The organism is Vibrio porteresiae DSM 19223, assembly GCF_024347055.1.
Taxonomy (GTDB): domain Bacteria; phylum Pseudomonadota; class Gammaproteobacteria; order Enterobacterales; family Vibrionaceae; genus Vibrio; species Vibrio porteresiae.
In genome coordinates this window covers 1,979,168-2,001,093 of the sequence record NZ_AP024895.1, presented here as the reverse complement: position 1 = coordinate 2,001,093, position 21,926 = coordinate 1,979,168, and the positions used below count along the sequence as shown (strand labels likewise).

Genomic DNA, 21,926 nt, shown 5'->3' with positions numbered 1-21,926 from the left:
CGTATTGTTTTCGTATGGAGATTAAATTTTTCCACTTAACCTTATGATAGTTATGAATAAAGTCTACTGTTAATGGGTGCGACATTTATCTAGTCAGCATTGGCAAGATGATTACCGAAACATGGAATATGGCTGGAGAATGGAAGGCTAGGGGAGAGGTTGGGAAATTGAACATGGCGCAACAAGCAATATTTAAGTCATCTTCTGTCGCCATTGCCAATAAAAAACCGCCACCTCTAATAGAGAGTGACGGCTTTTGGTACGTAATCTAATTAAATCAATTTGTTAGATATTGAAATTCTACCAACGGAAGATTTGAATCGATTTGGTTAAACCACTTGCGATGTCAGTCAGTTCTTCAGCGCGACGGTGGTTGTCATCAGAGATATGAACAGTTGAACGAGCAAACTCATTGATCTCTTCGATGTTGGTACCGATTTCGGCTGCAACATGACTTTGCTCTTCAACTGCTGTTGCAATTTGTGTATTCATATCAAGGATATGTGCCACTGCAGTTTGAATTTGACCCAAAGCATCGTTCGCTTGTTGTGATTTTTGCGAAGTCACTTGGGCTTCATTCATATTGTCACGCATCATCGCAACAGAGTGGCTCGCTTCTTTTTGCAGTTGCTGGATCGTTTCGTTGATCATCGTCGTGCTTTCTTTGGTTTTGTTCGCCAAGTTACGCACTTCGTCTGCCACGACAGCAAAACCACGACCATGTTCACCAGCACGCGCTGCTTCAATGGCCGCATTAAGAGCAAGTAGGTTCGTTTGTTCTGACAAACCGTCGATGATCTCTAAGACTTTACCGATACTTTGGGTTGATTCTTCAAGAGAAATGTTCGCTTTAACCACTTCTTCAATGTTGCCTACCAAAGAAACGATACTGCGGTTCATGTCGTTTACGATTTTCAAGCCAGTTTCAGAATAAGCATTGGCTTCTTTTGCTGAGTCGGAAGCGGTGAGTGCATTACGCGCCACTTCATTAATAGACACCGACATCTCATTCATCGCGGTCGCTGTTTGTTCTAGTTGAACCATTTGCGATTCAGAGCTGCTTTTCACCTGAGATGAAATATCCGACATCTTAGTCGAAGCGTTTTCCAATGTATTAGCAGACTGTTTAATGTGTTGGATGGTCTCTTTCAAATTAGAAATCATCACTAACATGGCAGCAAGAATACCGACTTCACGACCATGAGTTGTGATAGACACACTCAAATCACCTTTTGCGGTATTTTTCACCATTTCTTCAATCGCGGTCGGTTCACCACCGATTGGACGATACATCAGACGAATCACCGTCACATATACCACGCCAAGGGAAACCAACAGAGCAACCAATCCAAGCATAATGCTTATTTTTAAGTTACTGCTTGAAGCGGCCATAATATTATTTTGGCTTTCCCAACTCCATACCGTCCAACCTAATTCATTTGAAATAGCATTTACCACAAAATAGGGTTTTCCACCTTGTTGGTAACTAAGACTGCTGCCACTTTGATTACGATATTGTGCGTAACTAGGGCGAATTTCAAAAAGATTTTTACCGATATTTTCTGGATTACGGGAAGAAATAATGTAGCCGTCTTTACGGTTAACAAATAATTGGCCTTTTTCAGAAAGAGAATTGATGTAAGAGGTGACTTCATCTAGGTCAATATTAAGGCCAATAATACCCGCAATTTTGCCATTTCGTTTAACGGGTTCAACGAGTGACATAACTAATTTACCGGAGGTGGCTTTATATGGCGTGGTGAGAACTTTGGTTTCTCCTGCGATGATACGAGTGTACCACTCACGTCCGGAATCTTTAGCATTAAAGCCTGCTATTTTGCCATGAATACGGTAAGTATCACCATTAACATCACCATAGAAAGAACTTTCAATGGCAAAATTATCTTGCATAAAGTTTAATGTTGACAATAGTTTATCGACATTAACTTGGCCGTTTGAATCGATCTCAATATCGTGAGATGCCATGTCTAGCACATCAAAGTTACGCAACATTTTTTGCTCAACGCCAGAGGCAATAAGCGACGCTTCTTGTTTCAACTTGTCGGTGTAATTTTGTTCTGAGGCACTGCTAAAAGAGAGATAGCTAAAGCCTACAACAAATAAAATAACGAGCATAAATAGCCCGCCAATTGTCAACAAGATTTTATTCTTAGCACTCATGATTTTCCTATTTCAGAAAAGACTTTTTGGTAATGAAATCCACAACAAAACATAACTCTCTGTTCTTATAAATACACGACAGTGGGCAATAATTATGGAGCTTAAATGTGAGACAATAATGTATGCAACATTGAGACTTCAATCAAGATAATTAGTTAGTAAATAAAGAAAATTTACATAAAAACGGCTATTTTAAATCGATAATATAGAATCCCATGATATATGCAGTGAAGATATAGTCATTATCTATCCATTAAAATTTCTTATTGGTTTGGATAAATATAAGCAATGGCTAATGTGTTATTTTTCAGCCATTTTGATCACCAAAATTGGGCAAAAATCAATAACTGAAACGGAACGATAATCGAAACTCTGTAGGAATAATGAGCAAAAAATGCACTTCTTTTTAGGGAGATATTACCCAATGTGTGGTGACAATTTATATCAGAAAGAGTGTTCATAATGGCGGATATTTCTAGCCATCAATGGTTTGTTGATTGGTGGCTTTTTCATCGTTCTTCGCGACCTTTTTCTTATGGAAACGTTTGCGTTGCAAAGCTTATGAAAAGAGTGCAGGAATCGATTTATGAATGAAGCGATTACGGTTAACATAGGCGCGTTTTTTAAAATAGGTGAGGTACACATAGCACGTACCTCCGACAAAGAGTTGGCTTGTCGATGCATCTATGCAGTGCCAAACCGCTCTTTACAACAAATAGATGGGGTTATCCCATTTATGTTTACGCCAGTTGGCGAGGAGAAAACAAGTGAGTAACAGAAGTCGCAGATTGAAAAAGAAACTCTACCTAGAAGAGTTTGCCGTATATGGCTTCGCCATTACTTGTGAATTGAGCATTGATAACACGGCTGACTACAATGCTTTTATCGATGAGTTTCTTGATTTCGTTGAAGCTCGTGACCTTATGATTGGCGGCGGTGCAAGTCACAACCGTTTCGATTGTTTCGTTGTTGCTCAAGGCCGTTACCAATCACCAAGCGAAGAAGACCGCAGCGCAGTGTCTCAATGGTTTGCTAATAACGGTAAATGCAGCAATGTTGAAGTAGGCGAATTGGTTGACGTTAACCTAGACGCTTAATCACGCGTTAACTCGTGAGATTCAGTAAAGGCGAAGCATGGGCTTCGCCTTTTTTATTGCCATTTTTACTATAAAATTTAAATAGGTAACCTTATTTTGATTGCGAAAATTCTGCTTTGATTTCATGTGGTTGATTGACTCTATAAGTCTCATTCAACACTTTTGCAATCCGCTGTACTGCGGTGACCAGCTCCTCTGGATTGGCATTGGTAAAATTAAGGCGCAGCGCCGATGGTGCTTGACTGGATGGTGGATAAAACACCGGGCTCGGTACGACGGCCACTTGATTCGCGAGTAACGTTTTTGCCAAGGCAAAAGTATCGCATTGCGGTAGGGTTACCCACACAAACATGCCGCCTTCTGTCGCGTTAACGTGGCATCCTGATGGTAAATACGTTTGCAGCGCCTCAAACAGCGTTTCATAGCGAGAACGGTATAGCTCGCGAATGTTGCCAATATGATCGGCAAATTCTGGGTGTTGTAATAACCCCAAAATGATGGCTTGCACTGGCAGGCTAGAGTGCAGATCAGCCCCTTGTTTTACTTTAATCAATGGCGCGATGTCACTGCGTTTACCACTGACTGTGCCAAAGCGCAGGCCAGGTGAAGCGACTTTCGACATGGAACGTAAGACAATCGAGAATTCTGGACAAAAATCAGAAACTAAAGGAAGAGGTGTGCCAGAAAAACGTAGCTCTCGATAAGGGGCATCTTCAATGAACACCACCCGATATTGGTTACACAGCTTTGCCACTTGCTGGCGTCTTTCCAGCGACCAACTTACCCCTGTTGGGTTGTGAAAATCAGGCACCGCATAGAACATCTTTGGTGCTGTGGTTTTAAAACAGCGCTCTAACTCCTCAATGTTAGGACCCCATCTGTCTTGAGATACCGTAACCAAATTGGCTTGGGCTAGGCCAAATACTTGCATTGCTCCTAGATAGCACGGCTCTTCCATGGCAACGGTATCGTTGGGATTAACGTAAGCGCGCGCGATGAGATCTAATCCTTGCTGCGAACCGGTACAGGTGATTACTTGATGTGTGCCTGGCAGCTGATACGCTGCAGTTAAGTACTCGATGAGTGGCGGATAGCCCGCAGTTGGCCCATATTGAAACACATCGCGCAGGGTAGTTAACGATTCAATGGTGGGCTGCATTAGATGAAGGGGGAAAGTCTGTTCGTCGGGTAATCCGCCTGCCAATGAAATCACTTTTTTATCGCTGGCAGCTGCGAGGATTTCTCTTATATAAGAGGGCTGTATCTGTTGAACCGCTTGTGCAATTTCCATAAAACTCTCAAATGGTGAAGTGGATGGTTTTGCCATAGTAATGACTATTGGCAAACCAAGTCGGTCCATATATGCTCACTAACATGTCCATTTATGCTATTTGGTGTGAATAATGAACAAGCTCCAACAGTCACGGATAAACGATGTGCTGTTCTATATCCATCAAGACATCAGTCGAGACTTAACGGCGCGCGTGCTAGCTAATGTTGCCTCTTATTCAGAGCAGCATTTTCATCGCACTTTTCAACAAGTCGTTGGCGAATCGGTTAATCAATACATTCGGCGCATTCGGATGGAATATGCAGCGAACCAGTTGATGTTTGACCCGCATACCCCCGTGATTGATATCGTCAATAAGTGCGGATGTAGCTCTGCCTCCTCATTTAATCGCGCGTTTAAAAGTGTGTTTGCGATGTCACCGCGCGATTGGCGTAAACACGATTTACAGATGGGTGAAAAGCCTTATCTAAAAGACCCAGAGATTGCCAATGGATATCAACGCGTCGCAAATCGTCTCCTGCCTAATCCCAAAATTGTGGAAGTGCCAAGTCGTACCTCGGCGTATGTTCGCCACACGGGCTATAACCGTTCCATTGCCAATGCATGGTTGTTACTGAAGGCATGGGCTAAGAGTGAAGGGCGTGATTTTTCCATTCAATATGGGCTGCACCATTCCAATCCCGCTTGGGTTGCGTTGGACAACTGCCGTTATGTCGCTTGTATCGAAATTGATAAACCCATTTCGGTGCGTGGAGTGGTGAACCAATTTGTTATCCCCGGTGGGTTACACGCGGTATTTCGACTGCACGGCATTTATGGTGAGCTTTTACCACAACTGAGCGCCATACTTGAAGATTGGTTACCCAAATCTGGTTTTAAGTTACGCTCGACCCCCGCTTATGTGCAGTATCATAAGAATCACTTTCTGGATGAAAATGAGCAGTTTGAACTCGACTTTTATTTGCCGATTGGGTTCTTTTGAAAGGAGAGTCGGCTGAGGTCTGAGGTCTGAGGGCTGAGATGCTGAGGGTGTTAGTATTTATGGAGCTTGGCATTCGCGTCAGTTTGGCGAACTATGGTAGACTTCTTCGCGATTTTTCAATGGGTAATACGACAGCATCATGATAGATAAAACTTTGTTACGTCAGCAACTTCTCGAACTTCTCACGGCGCAGCGCCAAATTGCCTTTGATGCAGCAAGCAGTGCCCATGATTTAGCCACTCACGAGCAAAGTAAACCTGAAACGCAATACGATACCGTAGGTTTAGAAGCGGCGTATCTTGCCCATGGGCAGTCGCAGCGGGTCGCTGATTGCGATGCGATCATCGCGCGTATCAAGTCATTGGTATTACGTGATTTTACCGAAGAAGATGAAATTGCCGTTGGAGCAATTATTACCCTCGATGACAACTCCATCTATTGGCTGTTGCCCGATTGCGGCGGCACCAAACTAAACGATGGCAAGCTGGTGGTGGTCACGCCCCAATCGCCACTAGGCATGCAACTCAAAGGTGCTGGTATTGAAGAGCGTTTAACAGATGGCCGAACCGTGGTTGACATCGAGTAGGGTAATGAATCGCCTTCCGTATCAATAAAGAAGGCCGCGTTACTTATGAAAAGCATGGCGGCCGTTATCGATTCTTATCCAACCACAGACTAGTGCAGTGAAAAATAGCTGACGTTGTGGGTTAGTTTCTTCGACAGTGTATCAAGATAAGCGACGGTCTCTTTACAGCTGGAAATTGAATCCGCGGTGTTTTTCACCATATTGGAAATCTTCTCCACGTGTTCAGAGAGTTCATCTGCGGCCTGTTTCTGCTCGGATGTTGAGCTGGCAACGCCGCGAATTAAGCCTAATGTGTCGGCTGAGCTTTGCTGAATATCGATCAGCATGTGGGTTACTTCGCCTGAATTGGCGACACTTTCGCCCACTTTAGGGATAATCGATTCAAGCGACCCTTCCACAGATTGGGTTTCTGCCTGCATCTCTTGAATGGTTGATGTGATCTCCCGAGTTGCATGGGCAGTGCGAGAGGCTAGGGTGCGCACCTCATCAGCCACCACCGCAAATCCTCGCCCTTGTTCCCCAGCGCGCGCTGCTTCAATCGCGGCATTAAGTGCTAATAGGTTGGTTTGTTCGGCGATTTCGGTAATCACATTCACGATGTTACCAATGGCGCTCGATTTTTCTTTGAGCTTTTTAAAGTTATCGATGGAAGTGGTGATTTGTCCTGAAATGTCGTTGGTCACTTCGTTGGACTTATGCACCAACTCTTCGCCACTGACACACAGCAGGGAAGATTTTTCTGAATTTTGCTCAGATAAAACCGAGTTTTGGGAAATTTCATTGATGCAGCTAGATAACTCTGTGATGGCTGCGGCAGTTGAAATGGAAGCATCGGAAGAGGCTTTCGAATCTTTAGCAATGCTCTCAAATTGGTGATTGAGCTCGTTACTGGCCGTTCTTAATTGATTTGCGCCACTATGAATATCGGCTACCATCAGTTTTAGCGAAGTCTGCATGGTGGCAATTGAACCTAACAGGCTGTCTTGCTTAAATTTTCCTTCGATGGATTGAGCAAGGTCGCCTTTTGCGATTGACTGAGTGACTTCAACCGCATAGTTGAGTTCACCGCCCACTTTATTCAGTATGGTGCGAACCATAAACACACTGATGCCGATAATTGCGGCCAAAATGGTCGCCGCGATGGCAATAAACTTGGTGGCAAAATCCCAGTAGGCATTATCAATGTCATCCAGGTAAACGCCGATACCTATCACCCAATTCCACTTAGGAATGAGTGTCTTACCATTCATTTTATACACTTTATGGTCTAGGCCTGGCTTGGCGTTTAGCTTCACGTCAAAGTCGAAGCCTGATGCAGAGGCTTCTAAACGGGCTAAATCGGGAGCATAAGACTTTTGAAAAGTGCCAAGAGTCTTGCTTTTTATATGCACGCGAGTGGTTGCATTATTGTCGTTAGCCCACAGATAAGAGTGACCAGAGCGCACACCCGCGAGCATTTCCACCACGCGTTTTTCCGCGTCTTCTCTGCTGATTAACCCTTTTTCTTCTTGATCGATATAGATTAACGACTGATTTTTGGCATAAGTTAATACCGATTCAATTTCGTGTTGATAGCCATTAATCAAATTGGTTTTGAGGGAGTTTAGCGCGACGATACATAAGATGGTAAAACCTACCGCAACAATTCCTACAATGAGAGAAAGCTGATTTGATAACTTCATTTTGTTTCCACTTTTCTATAAAAATACGTTAACTCATTCAGATGGTATTCACTAATAAATAATCGTTTGTTTTATTCTTTTTGAAATTTTTAAAACACCTAATGGTGACTTTGGGTTTTAATATGGCATTAAGTCCTAACTTTTGGTTTATATTGATAAGTATCAATAAGTTATGATTTTTGGTTGTGTTTTTTAAATAAGATTTTATTGGTCGCTGTACTGTTTAATTTTTCACTATTTTTGAACTCTATCATCGCCAGTTCATTACCTAAAAGTGAGATTCTCCGCAAATTTACCTATAATCGAGTCACCTTAATAACATATTAGAAATTATAAATATGTGACATTTTGTGTATTTTAAATCAAAAAATAAAACGATATTTCATTTCTTTGTTTTGCATCCAGTTCTTCTACACTTCTTCTATTGATAAGCAATAAGTTTGATAGATTAATCAGCGTCCGTAGCTGATGTGCTGTGATTGTTACTACGGGATATAACGAAGGCTTTACATCATGTGTTAACTGAGAAGGAACGATTACTGTGAAAGTTTGCAATCTTAGAAACAAGCGTTTTGCGCTGGCGAGTGTCATGAGCGCGATGTTGATGAGCGGCCAAGTTTACGCCGCAGATTACTGTACCGATGCGCCAGTCGATGGTGTGGTTTACAAAATTATTAGCGCTGGTGCCGACCTGCTTGTTGCCGCCGAATCAACGGCCAAAAAAGCCAATGTTGAAGCGCAAAAGAACACAGGTAGTGACTCACAACGCTTCTATTTGAACGAGCAGAGTAATGGTTATTGGGCGATTCAGGCTTCCGATACCGATTATGCAGCCACGGTGGAAAGTGGTTCAAAAAGTAACGGTGCAACGGTTCAACAAAAGCCGTATAGCAGCTCTCTAAGCCAAGAATGGCAATTGGTTAAAGTGACATCAGGTACTTATAAGGGCACTTATAAGATCATCAACGCTAACTCAAGTTTACTGATGACCGTTGCTGGTTCAACCGAAGGTTCTGATATTTATCAAAATGCAGATGCCAGTGGCAGCTCACAACGTTGGTGGCTTGAGCCTGTGACCAGAACGTGCAGTTCGACCAGTTCAGATTCTGATAGCTCTTCGGATTCGAGCGACTCTTCAACCGCTGATATTTCAAGTTCCGCAGCTGCGCCTACGGCAACGGCAGCCAAAAGTGCTGGTGCGAACAGCGAACCACTCACGAACGGCTATCCATCGTTTATCAAAACGGTCGATTCAAGCGCAACAGTGGTATCGACTCTCGCGGGTTTACTGTCTGCTATCGAAGATGCAAGCGCAGGTGATGTAATTTATGTTCGTGAAGGGACTTACTATCCTTCCGATACGATAGAGATCACTAATAGTGGTACTTCATCTAAAGCGATTGTGCTCAGTGCCTATCCTGGTGACGATCACCCAGTGTTTAATTTCCAAGCAATGTCAGAAAGCAGCTCTAACCGTGGTTTCCAAGTGAGCGGTAACTACTGGCATATTTATGGCTTAGATATCACTAAAGCGGGTGACAATGGTATGTACCTAACCGGTTCACACAATACCATTGAGTTTATGAAGTTCTATGAAAACTCGGATACGGGTCTGCAAATGAGCAGTGGTGCAGCGTACAACTTTATTAAAAACTCCGATTCTTACTACAACGCTGACTCATCACTAGAGAACGCAGATGGCTTTGCTGCCAAGCTTACCGTCGGAACCGGAAACTACTTCTACGGCTGCCGTGCTTGGAACAACCTAGATGATGGTTTTGATGGCTATTTGCGTGATAACGGCAGTACCGTCACCACCACCTTAGAATATACGTGGATGATCAGAAACGGTTATCAGAAGAGTGGGGTAAAAGGCTCTGGCGATGGTAACGGGTTTAAAACCGGCGGTAGTGATGATAAAGATTTGGCCCATAACGGCTTGTATATCAATACCATTTCAGCTGGTAACACCGCTGATGGTTATGACCAAAACAGTAACCGCGGCACCGTGACCATTTACAATGCGATTGCTTACGATAACGATCGTAACTTTGGTTTGGGTGATGGCAGCTCTCGTCAATTGAAGAAACTGACTATCAAAAACAGCGTTTCTTTAGGTGGGGATAACAGCGATAAATTTGGCGGCAGTTCAACCAGCATTTCTAACAACAGCTGGCAAAATAGCCTTTCATTCTCATCGTCTGATTACTCCAGTGTCGATATTGATGACTTACTGGCTGACCGTCAAAGCGATGGTAGCTTGCCTGTTGTTAACTTCTTCCATCTGAAATCAGGTAGTGAATTGATTGATGCAGGTACGGATGTGGGTCTTGATTACAACGGCGATGCACCGGATATCGGTTCATTTGAATCAAAATAGATAAACTTTATCCGGGTATCAGTGATATCCGGATATTTTCTCTATAAAGAGTAGCTGTCACATTGGGCTCTAAGTTGAAATACTATTTTAAATTAGAGTCATAACCTTCAATTGGCTTTGCAATTTGCTTGTTGATGTAACGGTTAGCGCTTGTAAGTCTTGCTAGTGGTAATCGATTTTGACATGACTCGTGACGGTAAGGAGCTACGCTCTATAGCGAATGTTATTGGGTTGAAAGCTTGTGACTCGGTCACAGAGATAGTTCTATGATGCTTAGAGTATATTGATTGGCTTTTAAAGCAGAAGTGAGTAACTGAAATTAGAATGTCTTGGTCTTTTTTATTATTGAAATAGGTGAGATCAAAAACCTGAATCGTTTACCCAAATGCCATTTTCTTTATAAGCGAGTAATGTGCCGATTATATTTCGAAGTTCAATTCTATTAGTACAAAATGGAGCACATGAAGAAGCTGATATTTTTGCACCTTTTAAGCTACGCATAAAAACAGTTTCTGAGCGCAAGGTGTTATTGGTTTCATTAATATATTTTATTTGGAATGTTGACATATTTTTTCTTTAATTTGAGTAATACATATAAATTTGCATAGATAGCAAGAATTATTAAGTGTATTGGGGTTGTTTTAATAGATGAGATATTGAGAGAATAAAGAGGTGTTGCTAACACCTCTATTGGTCACTTATGCAGTAGTGACGTTTTCAGCTTGCAGGCCTTTTTTGCCTTGTTCTACTGTGAAGCTAACTTTTTGGCCTTCAGCCAAAGTCTTAAAGCCTTCAGATACGATAGAGTTGAAGTGAACGAACACGTCAGCGCCGCCGTCATCTTGTGTTAAAAATCCGAAGCCTTTAGTTTCGTTAAACCACTTTACAGAACCAGTTTTTTTGTTAGACATAGATTGTCCCTTATAAATTAATAGAGTTTATCGCACAGTTTGCGAAGCACTAGAATTTGAATTATTTAATGTCTTGATGAAGCTAGAGAAGGGAAACTCTGAGGATAACAGTTAAGGAATTCTGAGGGTTTAACTTTGAAACTTTATTTTTTCATTTAATAACTCTGAACACCAGAGCAGGCTCAGTATCACCGTATCCTTTCTCAATGTAAAGGGTTATTTTGAATTTTTATAAAATAATTTTTTCCTAGGTGTTTTTACCGTTTTAGAACGTTGAAAAGTGGCAGTGTATTTTTGTTCTTTACGAGTCGGAAGGGAATGTCGTTTATAAATAAAAATAGTTACCTGAGAGATATTTTCTTGTTAAGTGTTATTTTTAAAATGGCACACTAAAAATTAGATGACATTGAGTTAGGATCATTTTCAATGGCAAGGTGTCTATATTGATGATTTATTAAAACCTAATCGCATGATTGAGTTGATTTAAATTAAAGCGCCCCGTGAAATAACGGGGCGCTTATGCTTAGTTAAAAGATAATGTTAGTCCATTTCAGCCATAGCAGTTTGACCTGCGATACGGCCAAAAGTGAAGATATCAGCGAGCGCATTACCACCGAGGCGGTTACCTGCGTGGATACCACCGGCAACTTCACCGGCTGCATACAAGTGTTTGATTGGTTGATTGTTATCATCTAGAACACGAGATGCAGTATCGATTTTTAAACCACCCATGGTGTGGTGGACCGCAGGTTGACGTGGAGTGGCGTAGAACGGCGCTTTTTCCACTTTCAAACTAAAGGTATCTTTGTGGAACTCTGGATCTTCGCCCGCTTCAACATAGCTATTGTATTTGGCGACAGTATCGACCAGTGTCGCAGGATCCATACCGACTTTTAGCGCCAACTCTTCAAGGGTATCGGCTTTAAATAGCGTGCCAGCTGCTACTTGGCGATCGATTTTCTCTTGGCTGGTGTTTGCTGCGGTTTTCTTGATTTCATCATCGGCGATGAGATAGAACAGGCCGCCTTCAGCCAATGCTGCTTTGGTTAACACGTCACGACCAGCGAATTCGTTGATGAAACGTTTACCTTGTTTGTTCACAATCACGAAGTTTTCTGGTGGTACTTGTAGGCCACTAAATAGCTCACCGGTAATTGGGTCGGCCACTGGCATCATTTGGGTAAAGCCCATACCGGTTAGACCTGCACCAACTGATTGACCAAGAACGATACCATCCCCGGTCATTGCGTAAGAGTTGGTGGTTTTCACGTCATCAGGGATGCTTTCCCAGTAAGTGTTGTATTGTTGCAACATCTTAGTGTTGGCACCAAAACCGCCACTTGCCAGTACCACAGCGTTAGCGCGAACCGTGATTTTTTGACCGTTTACGCCAGTTGCGATCATGCCTTTGATTTCGCCGTTTTCAATCAAGAACTCTTTGGCAGGGCTATCAGTGATGATAGTGCCGTTCATTTTCTTGATGTAGTCAGTCAGCGCTAGAATGAATGCTGTTCCGTATTTCTTAACAGGTTTATGACCACGACGCCATAGCGCGCCCACAGGTGCAAACACGATAGATTTGTCGTATTCCACACCGATATCTTCCAACCATTTCACACTTTCTAGCGCGCGATCAGTGAGGATTTTCACTAAGTCGTATTGACCGTAGATGTCGTTACCTTTCAGGTCTGTACGTTTACCGCCGAAGTAAGTTTGCATACGGTGTAGTAGAGGTGAATCAAATAGGTGGCCTTGTCCTTCACCAAACTGCGCTTCGTAAGTGGCAAATTCGTCTTTTAGAGCACGAAAGTCCGCGCGGTATTCTTGGTGAATATTGCTTTCATCAATGCTGAGCAGATGTTGAATGGTATGACGTTCACCTGGGTTTTCATCAAAGGTACGTTGCCATTCTGGATCAGCTGCGTTGATTGGACCACCCGTACGAATGGTATTACCGCCCACAGCAGGGTATTTTTCCAGCACGATAGCGCTCTTACCTTGTTGCAGTACGGTTGCTGCTGCGCTTAGACCGGCACCGCCGCCACCGATAACCACAACGTCACAAGTGTATTCTTCATCGCCTTTATTTAGGCTACTTGCTGGTTTTGGACGTTTGCGTAGGATATCTGGGTTTACGCCAGCCAGTTTCACTGCTTTGGCTACGCCATCAAGCACGGCGTTACTGGTTTCAGATGCGCCAGATAGAGCATCCACATTGAGGGTTTGGCCTTCGATGATTTTGTCTGGAATGCGCACAAAAACCACGTCTGCCAAACCTTCGGTTTCACCAGCGGTGTCGATATCGATGCTTTCGATACGTTTTTCACTGAACGCCACTTTCATCGGTAGCGCTCCACCGTGACCTAGGGCGTGAACGTCATACGTGCCCGGTGTGAATGAAAATTCCTCTTCTTCATTGAGCTGGTTAGAGATTTTGGCGAAACGCATAAAGCGTAAGAAACATCTTTCCAAGAAGTCTATAGTGCCTTCGCTGTTCAGTTTGCCGTTTTCATCAAAGGCTTTGTTGGCATTACCCAGTAGGAATTCGTAACCTGGCATCACGTTAGCGTTGACGCCAGGGGCATCTAATACTTGGCGAAGGTGTAGCTGTGCGCGTGAAGAACCTTGTGAATCAATAGAAGCACCCAAGATCATCACAGGTTTGCCATCCAGTGGATGTAGCTCGTAACTTAACCATTCCAATACGCTTTTTAGGCTCGATGGGATGGAGTGATTGTATTCAGGAGTGGCGATGATCACCCCATCGCTGGCAACGATTTTCTCGTTGATGGCCAAGAGCTGCGGATTATTTGATGGCAAATCTTGGTTAAACATAGGAACGTCGTTGATCTCTAACAGTTCAATCTCTGCTTTGTCTTTAAAATACGTTTGCATAAATTGAAGTAGAGTACGGTTATAAGATTTTGGAGATGTCGTTCCGACAATAGCTGCAAATTTCATTTTGTTATGCCTTCTGAGTTTGCCAAGCGAATTTCTTACCTTTTCTGATCACCGCTTTTTCTGATAAGAGTTTTGTAATAAGGTCGGTAAACAGTGTGAATTCTCTAAAAATTTCATCGAGTTCAGTAACCTTGTCGGGATAGATCAAATCGCCTGTCGCATTAAAGGCTGCTTGCGATTTTCCTAGGAGAAATTCGCTGCTAGGCATAAGGCGGGCAGCCAATTCAGGGGAGTCAAGAATCTGGCGAAGGTGAGCTTGGGCGCGAGAAGAACCTAGAGCACCGTGAGAAGCACCCACGATCAAAACCGGTTTATCTGTGAGCGCTTGACTGGTGTAACTTATCCATTCCAATGCACTTTTTAGTGACGCAGTGATGGTGTGGTCATACTCCGGCGTGGCAATGATAACGCCATCTGCAGCAAGAATTTTTGCTGATAGTTCAGCAACTTGTTGGGGTACTTGGTTATCTTCAGGTTCGTAGAAAGCAGGTAGGTCTTTAATTTCAAAGAGTTCAAGCTGGGCTTCGTCTTTAAAATGCTCTTTCATGAATTGCAGTAACATACGATTTGTTGACACCTTGGAGTTGGTGCCAACAATTGCTAAGTAGTTCATAGTAGAGGTTTCCCTAAATTGTCGTAGCCATAAATTAAATTCTGTGTTCAGTTTTATCACAGTATGCAATGGCTATCTAATAGCTATAAAATAGGGGGCTATAAGTGATTTGTTATAGAAATGCAATCCAGCGCATATTAAGGTTGATTCATGTCAAAATATCGCAGTCAAAACACCCTCTATTACATCGATGCGTTACTCAAATTCAGCAATTACAGCAAAGCGGCTGAGTCTCTTTACATTTCGCAACCTTATCTTACGCAAGTGATCAAACGAATTGAAAACGAACTCAACTGCCAAATCATCAATCGCAGTGAAGTACCGTATCGCTTAACGGAGCAGGGGAAGATCTACTATGACTACCTTGGTTCGATAGAGACGGTCTATTCCAATATGCGCCGCCATATCAGTGCTATTACCGATATGGATAAAACCACGATTAAGATCGGCATATTGCCGAGTATTGGCACCTATCTGTTACCGCTATTTTTGCCCAAATTCTTAGCGCTTTATCCAAACTGTCAAGTCGAGCTGGTGGAAGATATGCCCGATAGCAACGAGAAAAGGCTGCTAAAAAGCGAGATTGATTTTTGGATAGGGCAAAACTCGCGGCATATCGACCCTAATCTGAGTGCGGCGTCATGGGGTAAGCACCGTTACTACGCCATTATTCCTAAATCCAGCGTGCTTTATCAGGAAAATATCGCGGCGATTCCTCAAGGCAGCATTGCGATGGATGAATTATTGAGCCAAAAGTTGGTGTTAACGGTGAAAGGGTCGGTAATACGCACCCAGATCGACCATCTATTGGATATCTACAAGATTAAACCTGATATTGTGCTGGAAAGTTACGAAATCGCGACGGTGAAAAATCTCGCCATGGCCGATGCAGGCGTAACGTTTGTGCCGGAAAGTTTAGTGACTGAACCTTGCCCAGAGCAATTTAATACCTATATGTTGCCCGTTGAACAACTGAATGCGGATTATTTTATTGCCCATCATTACAATCGTGATTTGACGGAGATGGACAAAGGGTTGCTGGACTCATTTATGCGCTATAAAGACGCTACTCAATACGAATAACACAGGATGAGACTATGACCGAAGCGCACCAAGTGATAGAGGCGATGGGCACAAAAATTCGTCTCCATTTCAAAGGAGAAAATGCCCAGCCATGTGTTGCACAAGCCTGTGCCATGTTAAAGCGTTATGAGCAGGTATTTAGCGCTAATAGCGAGGCGTCGCAGCTTGCCAATGTGAAAATGAATGCGGCTAACCATCCGGTTGTGGTTGATGCCGATGTGTATGAACTGATCAAAATTGGCCATCAGCACAGTCTAGACCTTAACAGCTTTTTGAATATTGCTATCGGGCCGTTGATCAAACTGTGGCGCGTGGGATTTAAAGAGGCGCGAGTGCCCACTCAAGAAGAAATCGATGCAGTATTGGCGCGATTAAATCCGGCCGACATCATTTTAAACGATGAAGAGCACTCAATATTTTTTACCAAGCCGGGGCTTGAAATCGATTTAGGCGCGATTGCTAAAGGCTATTTTAGTGACAAAGTCATGGCGTTTTTTAAGCAAAAGTCGCCTATTTCTGCGATGGTCGATATCGGCGGTAACTTACTGGTGTATGGTGAATCGCCAAAGCAAAGTCATGATTGGGATGTGGGCATCCAAAATCCGTTTTTGCCACGAGGTCATAGTGTCGCTTCGGTGAAAATCAGTAATCAATCGGTGGTGACCTCCGGCATTTATGAGCGCACCTTTAACCACAATGGTCAGCAATACCACCACATTTTTGACAGCCAAACTGGCTATCCGGTACAAAACAGTGTTGCTTCACTGACTATTATTGCTGATAAATCATTAGATTGTGATATCTACACCACCAAGCTATTTGGCTTAGAACCACGCGCTATTTTGCACACGGTCAATCAAATAGAAGGGATGGAAGCGATAGTCATCACCACCGAGGGACAAATGGCGACGACAACGGGTCTGCGTCATAAGATGGTGATGGCGTAGGTCGCCTGTTATGCGATTGAACAATCCATACTGGTCTTGAAAAGCAACAAGTCGAGCTTAATAACTGGTGTAGCATGAGTCTTAGTGATTCATTAAAACTCATGCTATAGGTGCTATCTCTATCCTTTTAATTTGTTTATTGGCGAATAAACACCGAGACGTCATCATCGCCATCACCTTCGGTTAGCCTTAGTGTGTCATCGGCGATGGTTATGGTGTAAGTCTCAATATCACTGTCGTCGTCGGTGTTATAGCCGCTAAACTCAGATAGTGTAATCAACTGGTTGGTGCTATCCCAACTGTAGGCTCCCCATTCTACGCCATCTAGATCGTTATCATATGAGTCATCATCAATATCAATTTTGACGTATTGATTATTGGCAAGAAATACATAGGCGTAAGTGTCATTTTCGGTATGCGATGTGATGCCTGTTTTGTTAAATCGGTGTTGAACCCAAGCGCCCACAATGGTGGATGATAAGGAAGTAATGCGAGTAAAACTGGCCGCACTTGAGCTGGTCGACACGCCGTTGGAATAGACATCGGTGGTGAGAATCAACGTATCACTGCTTGGAGACACATAGGTAATGTAATTACCAGTACCGGTACTATTAGCTTGCGCATAGGTCAAACTGTTGGTTAAACCAGCCGTGCTGTTTTCATCGTATAGATTGCGCGTTTGATACACTACAGAGTTAGTGTTGTCGGCCGCGTATTGACCAAATTCTAATCCGTTAGTGGTGAGTAAGGGTTGATCGCTATCGATCTGAACATGGAAATAAAGCCCTGTTTGAAGAAATAGGTAAACTGACAACTCGTTGGGGTTCCCAGAGCTTGAGTCTTCAGTCCATGCACCTACTGCAGGACCAAACTGCATGCTGTAGGTGCCAAGTTGGCCCTCAAAGTGGCTTCTTGCGGTGCCTGAGCTAATCAGCGTTCCTAAATTGTGGCTGTAGCTACTCATTAGCGAAGTCACTTCCGTGTCCGTTTCAAACGCGGCTTCAGAGCGTTCAAAATCGATGTTCGTAGTGGCAGCTGAATGCATGGCTTCTGGTATGGTAATACCGTTGCTAGTATTGCCATCTTCATCAATCGACTGCAGAAAACGAATAATGTTAGATACATGTTCATCGGTAGTATCAGTACTATCGACCATGTCTAACGGGGTTAACAGTGATGAGCCTGCAACAGAGGGAAAATCAATATTGCCGATCGAAAAAGTGACGGTTTCACCAGTAAGGTAAGTGAAGCGACCACTGCTATCGGTCACACCGCTGCGAGTGGCTGTACGATAGTGCAAGTTACTGATAGGCGCATCAATCACTTGACCAGTTTGAACACTAGTTACGTTGTAACCATTACTGTCATCTGAGTCACTATCGCTACTATCATCACTGCTACCACCTCCGCCACAGGCACTTAAAAACAAGATCAGAAAAAGAGACCAAGCTGTTTTATTGCGTTCTAAAGGCATATCGACATCCCATTTTTGTCATCAATTACGTATCTCAAAAATAGGGTGCGAATCTTAAGAGACTCTTAAGAATTCTCTGGTGTTAATATTTTGTTACTTTTCTATAAAGGCGGTGATGGGATAGGAGTGTCTATTTGAGTGTGGGCTTTAACCATGTTGAACTAAAAACAAGTTGTTACCGCTGGGAATCGATACTGCTTATGACGTGTTGAAAATAATGGTAAAGGCTAATAAAAAGGAGAGTGCCATAGAAGACGCTCTCCTTATTTTCGGTGTAGATAAATTACCCAGCTAATATTTCATTACGTACCAGCTCGGCACCAGCGCTTAGCGCGTGCAGTTTCGCGCGAGCGACTTCACGGGAAAGCGGTGCCATACCACAGTTGGTGCATGGGTAAAGCTTGTCGGCATCCACGTATTTTAATGCTTCGCGCAAAGTAGCGGCCACTTCTTCTGGAGTTTCGATGTTGTTGGTTGCCACATCAATTGCGCCGACCATCACTTTCTTACCGCGCACCAATTCCAGTAGTTCCATTGGTACTTTTGAGTTGTGGCACTCAAGAGAGATGATGTTGATGTTCGATTCACGCAATTTAGGGAACGCTTCTTCGTACTGACGCCATTCGCTGCCTAATGTCTTTTTCCAATCGGTGTTGGCTTTGATGCCGTAGCCGTAGCAGATGTGAATCGCGGTTTCGCACTTCAAACCTTCAATCGCTGTTTCTAGTGCAGCGATGCCCCATTCGTTGACTTCATCGAAGAAGACGTTAAAGGCGGGTTCATCAAATTGGATTATATCGACGCCTGCGGCTTCTAGCTCTTTTGCTTCTTGGTTTAGGATTTTGGCAAATTCCAGCGCCAGTTCTTTACGGCTTTTGTAGTGCGCATCGTAAAGGGTATCGACCATGGTCATTGGCCCAGGCAGCGCCCATTTGATTGGTTTATCGGTTTGCGAACGTAAGAATTTGGCATCTTCAACAAACACTGGTTTTTGACGTGACACTGGGCCAACCACGCTTGGCACGCTTGCATCGTAGCGATCACGGATTTTGACCGTTTGACGGTTTTCAAAATCAACACCGTTTAAGTGTTCGATAAAAGTGGTCACAAAGTGCTGACGAGTTTGCTCGCCATCGCTCACAATGTCGGTGCCAGCAATCAGCTGTTCTTGTAGGGCAATACGCAAAGCGTCGTGTTTGCCATCAACCAGCTCTTGTCCTTCCAATTTCCATGGAGACCAAAGCACTTCAGGTTGTGCTAGCCAAGTGGGTTTAGGCAAGCTGCCTGCGGTCGAAGTTGGGAATAATTTAGTCATTGTAGTCACCGTTAAATTGTCTTGTTTAGGATTAAGCGTATTGAGCAGACCATTGCTCAAGAACAGATTGGTAAGGTTTGATGAAGACTTCTTCAGCAAATTTACCTTGTTCAATGGCAAGTCGAGTACGCTCTTCACGGTCATAAACAATGTTGGTTAAAGAATGCGCATCATTCTTTAGATTCGGTTGATAGTGATCGCCTGCTACTGCATTCGCAAAATAGATTTCAGGACGATAGATCTTTTGGAACGTTTCCATGGTCGCGATGGTGCTGATCAGTTCCAAATTGGTGTAATCATTAAGTAAGTCGCCAAAGAAGAAGAACGCAAATGGTGCAACGCTGTTTTTCGGCATGAAGTAGCGCACTTGCAAGCCCATCTTCTGGAAGTATTGTTCGGTTAATGAGGATTCATTTGGCTCGTATTCAAAGCCCAGAATCGGGTGCTCATTTTCGGTGCGGTGATATACCTTGCTATCGGAAACGCTCAAGCAAATCACTGGCTTTTTCGCAAAGTTTTGTGCATAGGTCTCTGAATTAACGAACGATTTGAAGATGTTGCCGTGCAAAATCCCGAAGTCTTCAGGAACCGAGAAAGACGATTTGCCTTTGTTGTGATCAAGCAAACGCACGCTAAAGTCATAGTCACGTACATAAGAAGAGAAGTTGTTGCCAACGATGCCTTCAATGCGTTGATTGGTTTTGCGATCAACAATATAGGTTTTTAACACTTCAATTGATGGAATCGCTTCACTTGCGTCTTCCACTTTAATATCAGCAGAGATGATTTCCAGTTCCACCGAGTAACGATCGCCGGTTTGGTTATCCCAAGTCGCTAGTTCGTTGAAACGGCTGTCAATCATATTTAATGCGTTGCGCAGGTTCTGTTGACGGTGTTCGCCACGAGCCAAGTTCGCAAAGTTCGTTGTGATACGAGTGTTGTCTGATGGATGATAATTTTCATCAAGACAAGTGCTTTTAATAGTAAATGTAAATTGTTGAGTCATGAGCCTTATGTCCAAATTGCCTAGATGAAATCAAAGCCATCTATCGTGAAATCTATGACTAATTTATAACTGGCGCGCTACATGATTAACAGTGGTATTACTTAATGTTCACTATGAGAAAGATTCATGATCACAATAATCAAGGAGAGAAACATTAAAATAAATAGGGAAATAAAGGTGATTGGCTAACGACTTAACGCTTCACCTAAAGGGCGAAAATAGTCTTGTAGCGCTTGATAGATAAGGGTTCTGTGGTGTAAGTCGGGATAAACAGGAAGCATATCGCCTTTGGTGGTTCCCGCGACAAGATAAGGATTTTCAATACCAGAACAGGACTCAACGACCGCTTCAAAGGCGCGCGCCATCATCTCTGTGGGTGTAGAAAAGTATTGAATACCAGCGGCTTTATCGGCTTTGACACTGCGTGCCACATAGTCGTGCACTTCTTGTCCATCGCTGCTCAGTAGAGCAACATCAAAAATCTTAAACAACTTTTCGTTAAGCGGATGCACAAAAGGTTTGGCATTGTGCAGCCAACAATCACTGGCAAACAGAATCTGCCGCTGCGGACCAGAACGATCACCAATATCAAACGCCTTTTCCGCGATGTGATGATCAAATGCGTGCCAAAACTCATGGGCGAGGGCACCTGCACCGGCATTTTTTGCTAATGCGAGCTCACGCAAATTCGGCGCATAGTGTGCTTGTACGCCTTTACGTCCACCAGTACCAAAAGCGAGGTTCAAATTGCCCCGCAAACCTATCGCTGCTGGGGGAATGGCAAGCAGATAAGCAAGGTCAGCCAATGAATCAAATATCAAATTCGCCGCGAGATCTTTCTCTTCACTGTTCACCCATTTCCCCACGCGGATGCTACCGATACCAAAGGTGTCACGAATATCGATAAACGACATCTGTTCACCAAGACGGTAGTCAGGGCCTTTGCGGGTTTTGTGTTTAAAGCTGGATAACTGCAAAGCATTCCTTAGCGTAAATGGAAACCTTAGCGTGAGCAGATAAGCTGCCGCTCGGTACAAGTAAATGAGCCACTAGTTTAGGCGATGATGCCAAACGAATCGAGCCGTAATTGTGCATCATTGCTGCTTATCCACGGTTAGCCTCGATTAGCATCTTCTTGGATTATCAATAAAGGTTTCGTAATCGCTATGGCGATTAAACACGACAATCGTGTCGCCTAGTTTGACCAAGCGGTCTGCTCCGCCAAGTGACAGCGTTTGGTAACCATATCGGTTAGTGACGCGAAATCTCGCCGCCCCAGTTCCTATTTTGTTTAACGCTTTGAGTGTCTTTTTCACTAAAGAAAGCGGTGCTTTTTTCGGATATTGCACGTCAAATGGTGTCGTCATAGTCATAGCCTCAATCAATTAAGTGGGTATAACTAGATGCTATCCTAGAT

Annotated in this window: 19 protein-coding genes; 7 read left to right on the top strand and 12 right to left on the bottom strand. The window is 43.5% G+C overall.

From position 1 onward, the window contains the following. Window positions 1-300: 300 nt before the first annotated feature. Entirely contained in the window at window positions 301-2,181 is a 1,881-nt protein-coding gene (locus tag OCV11_RS08935) for a methyl-accepting chemotaxis protein (protein WP_261892334.1), read from the bottom strand. A gap of 586 nt (window positions 2,182-2,767) precedes the next feature. On the opposite strand from OCV11_RS08935, the gene OCV11_RS08930 reads away from it, so the two are divergent. Both OCV11_RS08930 and OCV11_RS08925 read left to right on the top strand, forming a co-directional pair. Further along, the gene (locus OCV11_RS08930; protein WP_261892333.1) at window positions 2,768-2,956 is read left to right on the top strand and encodes a hypothetical protein; all 189 of its coding nucleotides are present in this window, start codon (window positions 2,768-2,770) and stop codon (window positions 2,954-2,956) included. Continuing rightward, complete coding sequence (locus OCV11_RS08925; protein WP_261892331.1) at window positions 2,949-3,278, top strand: YggL 50S ribosome-binding family protein; 330 nt, start codon at window positions 2,949-2,951, stop codon at window positions 3,276-3,278. Before OCV11_RS08930 ends, OCV11_RS08925 begins: the two co-directional genes overlap by 8 nt. A 91-nt stretch (window positions 3,279-3,369) precedes the next feature. On the opposite strand, the gene OCV11_RS08920 is transcribed toward OCV11_RS08925, so the two are convergent. After that, window positions 3,370-4,569, bottom strand: a complete 1,200-nt coding sequence (locus OCV11_RS08920) for an aminotransferase-like domain-containing protein (protein WP_261896263.1) — start codon at window positions 4,567-4,569, stop codon at window positions 3,370-3,372. Window positions 4,570-4,681: 112 nt separating this feature from the next. On the opposite strand from OCV11_RS08920, the gene OCV11_RS08915 reads away from it, so the two are divergent. Both OCV11_RS08915 and OCV11_RS08910 read left to right on the top strand, forming a co-directional pair. Then, a complete protein-coding gene (locus OCV11_RS08915; protein ID WP_261892330.1) occupies window positions 4,682-5,551 on the top strand; it encodes an AraC family transcriptional regulator in 870 nt (289 codons plus the stop codon). A 139-nt stretch (window positions 5,552-5,690) separates the two neighbouring features. Further along, window positions 5,691-6,137 carry a hypothetical protein gene (locus tag OCV11_RS08910; RefSeq protein ID WP_261892328.1) on the top strand — a complete coding sequence of 149 codons (447 nt, stop codon included), beginning with the start codon at window positions 5,691-5,693 and terminating at the stop codon, window positions 6,135-6,137. An 89-nt stretch (window positions 6,138-6,226) separates the two neighbouring features. Here the strand turns inward: OCV11_RS08910 and OCV11_RS08905 are convergent, their stop codons facing one another. Next, a complete protein-coding gene (locus OCV11_RS08905; RefSeq protein WP_261892326.1) occupies window positions 6,227-7,819 on the bottom strand; it encodes a methyl-accepting chemotaxis protein in 1,593 nt (530 codons plus the stop codon). A gap of 541 nt (window positions 7,820-8,360) precedes the next feature. Here OCV11_RS08905 and OCV11_RS08900 point away from each other — a divergent pair. Next, on the top strand, window positions 8,361-10,199 hold the full coding sequence (locus OCV11_RS08900) for an RICIN domain-containing protein (protein WP_261892324.1): 1,839 nt from the start codon (window positions 8,361-8,363) through the stop codon (window positions 10,197-10,199). Between the two features lie 360 nt (window positions 10,200-10,559). Here OCV11_RS08900 and OCV11_RS08895 read toward each other — a convergent pair whose 3' ends face one another. From OCV11_RS08895 to OCV11_RS08880, 4 genes are all read right to left on the bottom strand, one after another. Beyond that, on the bottom strand, window positions 10,560-10,766 hold the full coding sequence (locus OCV11_RS08895) for a hypothetical protein (protein ID WP_261892323.1): 207 nt from the start codon (window positions 10,764-10,766) through the stop codon (window positions 10,560-10,562). Between the two features lie 131 nt (window positions 10,767-10,897). Continuing rightward, window positions 10,898-11,110: a cold-shock protein gene (locus OCV11_RS08890; RefSeq protein ID WP_261892321.1), complete on the bottom strand. Its 213-nt coding sequence runs from the start codon at window positions 11,108-11,110 to the stop codon at window positions 10,898-10,900. 540 nt (window positions 11,111-11,650) lie between these two features. Next, entirely contained in the window at window positions 11,651-14,071 is a 2,421-nt protein-coding gene (locus OCV11_RS08885; protein WP_261892319.1) for a flavocytochrome c, read from the bottom strand. A 4-nt stretch (window positions 14,072-14,075) separates the two neighbouring features. Continuing rightward, a complete protein-coding gene (locus OCV11_RS08880) occupies window positions 14,076-14,684 on the bottom strand; it encodes an NADPH-dependent FMN reductase (protein WP_261892315.1) in 609 nt (202 codons plus the stop codon). A 150-nt stretch (window positions 14,685-14,834) separates the two neighbouring features. Here OCV11_RS08880 and OCV11_RS08875 point away from each other — a divergent pair, with 150 nt between their 5' ends. Beyond that, the gene (locus tag OCV11_RS08875; protein ID WP_261892313.1) at window positions 14,835-15,767 is read left to right on the top strand and encodes a LysR family transcriptional regulator; all 933 of its coding nucleotides are present in this window, start codon (window positions 14,835-14,837) and stop codon (window positions 15,765-15,767) included. 14 nt (window positions 15,768-15,781) lie between these two features. Then, window positions 15,782-16,714 (top strand): FAD:protein FMN transferase, encoded by a 933-nt coding sequence (locus OCV11_RS08870; RefSeq protein WP_261892311.1) that lies wholly within the window; start codon window positions 15,782-15,784, stop codon window positions 16,712-16,714. 136 nt (window positions 16,715-16,850) lie between these two features. Here the strand turns inward: OCV11_RS08870 and OCV11_RS08865 are convergent, their stop codons facing one another. The 5 genes from OCV11_RS08865 to OCV11_RS08845 form a co-directional block, all read right to left on the bottom strand. After that, the gene (locus tag OCV11_RS08865; RefSeq protein ID WP_261892309.1) at window positions 16,851-18,188 is read right to left on the bottom strand and encodes a hypothetical protein; all 1,338 of its coding nucleotides are present in this window, start codon (window positions 18,186-18,188) and stop codon (window positions 16,851-16,853) included. A gap of 283 nt (window positions 18,189-18,471) precedes the next feature. Continuing rightward, complete coding sequence (locus OCV11_RS08860) at window positions 18,472-19,503, bottom strand: methionine synthase (RefSeq protein WP_261892307.1); 1,032 nt, start codon at window positions 19,501-19,503, stop codon at window positions 18,472-18,474. Window positions 19,504-19,534: 31 nt separating this feature from the next. Then, window positions 19,535-20,509 (bottom strand): DUF1852 domain-containing protein, encoded by a 975-nt coding sequence (locus OCV11_RS08855; RefSeq protein ID WP_261892305.1) that lies wholly within the window; start codon window positions 20,507-20,509, stop codon window positions 19,535-19,537. Between the two features lie 185 nt (window positions 20,510-20,694). Further along, complete coding sequence (locus OCV11_RS08850) at window positions 20,695-21,486, bottom strand: CLCA_X family protein (protein WP_261892303.1); 792 nt, start codon at window positions 21,484-21,486, stop codon at window positions 20,695-20,697. Between the two features lie 147 nt (window positions 21,487-21,633). Continuing rightward, window positions 21,634-21,876, bottom strand: a complete 243-nt coding sequence (locus OCV11_RS08845) for a hypothetical protein (protein WP_261892301.1) — start codon at window positions 21,874-21,876, stop codon at window positions 21,634-21,636. Window positions 21,877-21,926 lie beyond the last annotated feature (50 nt).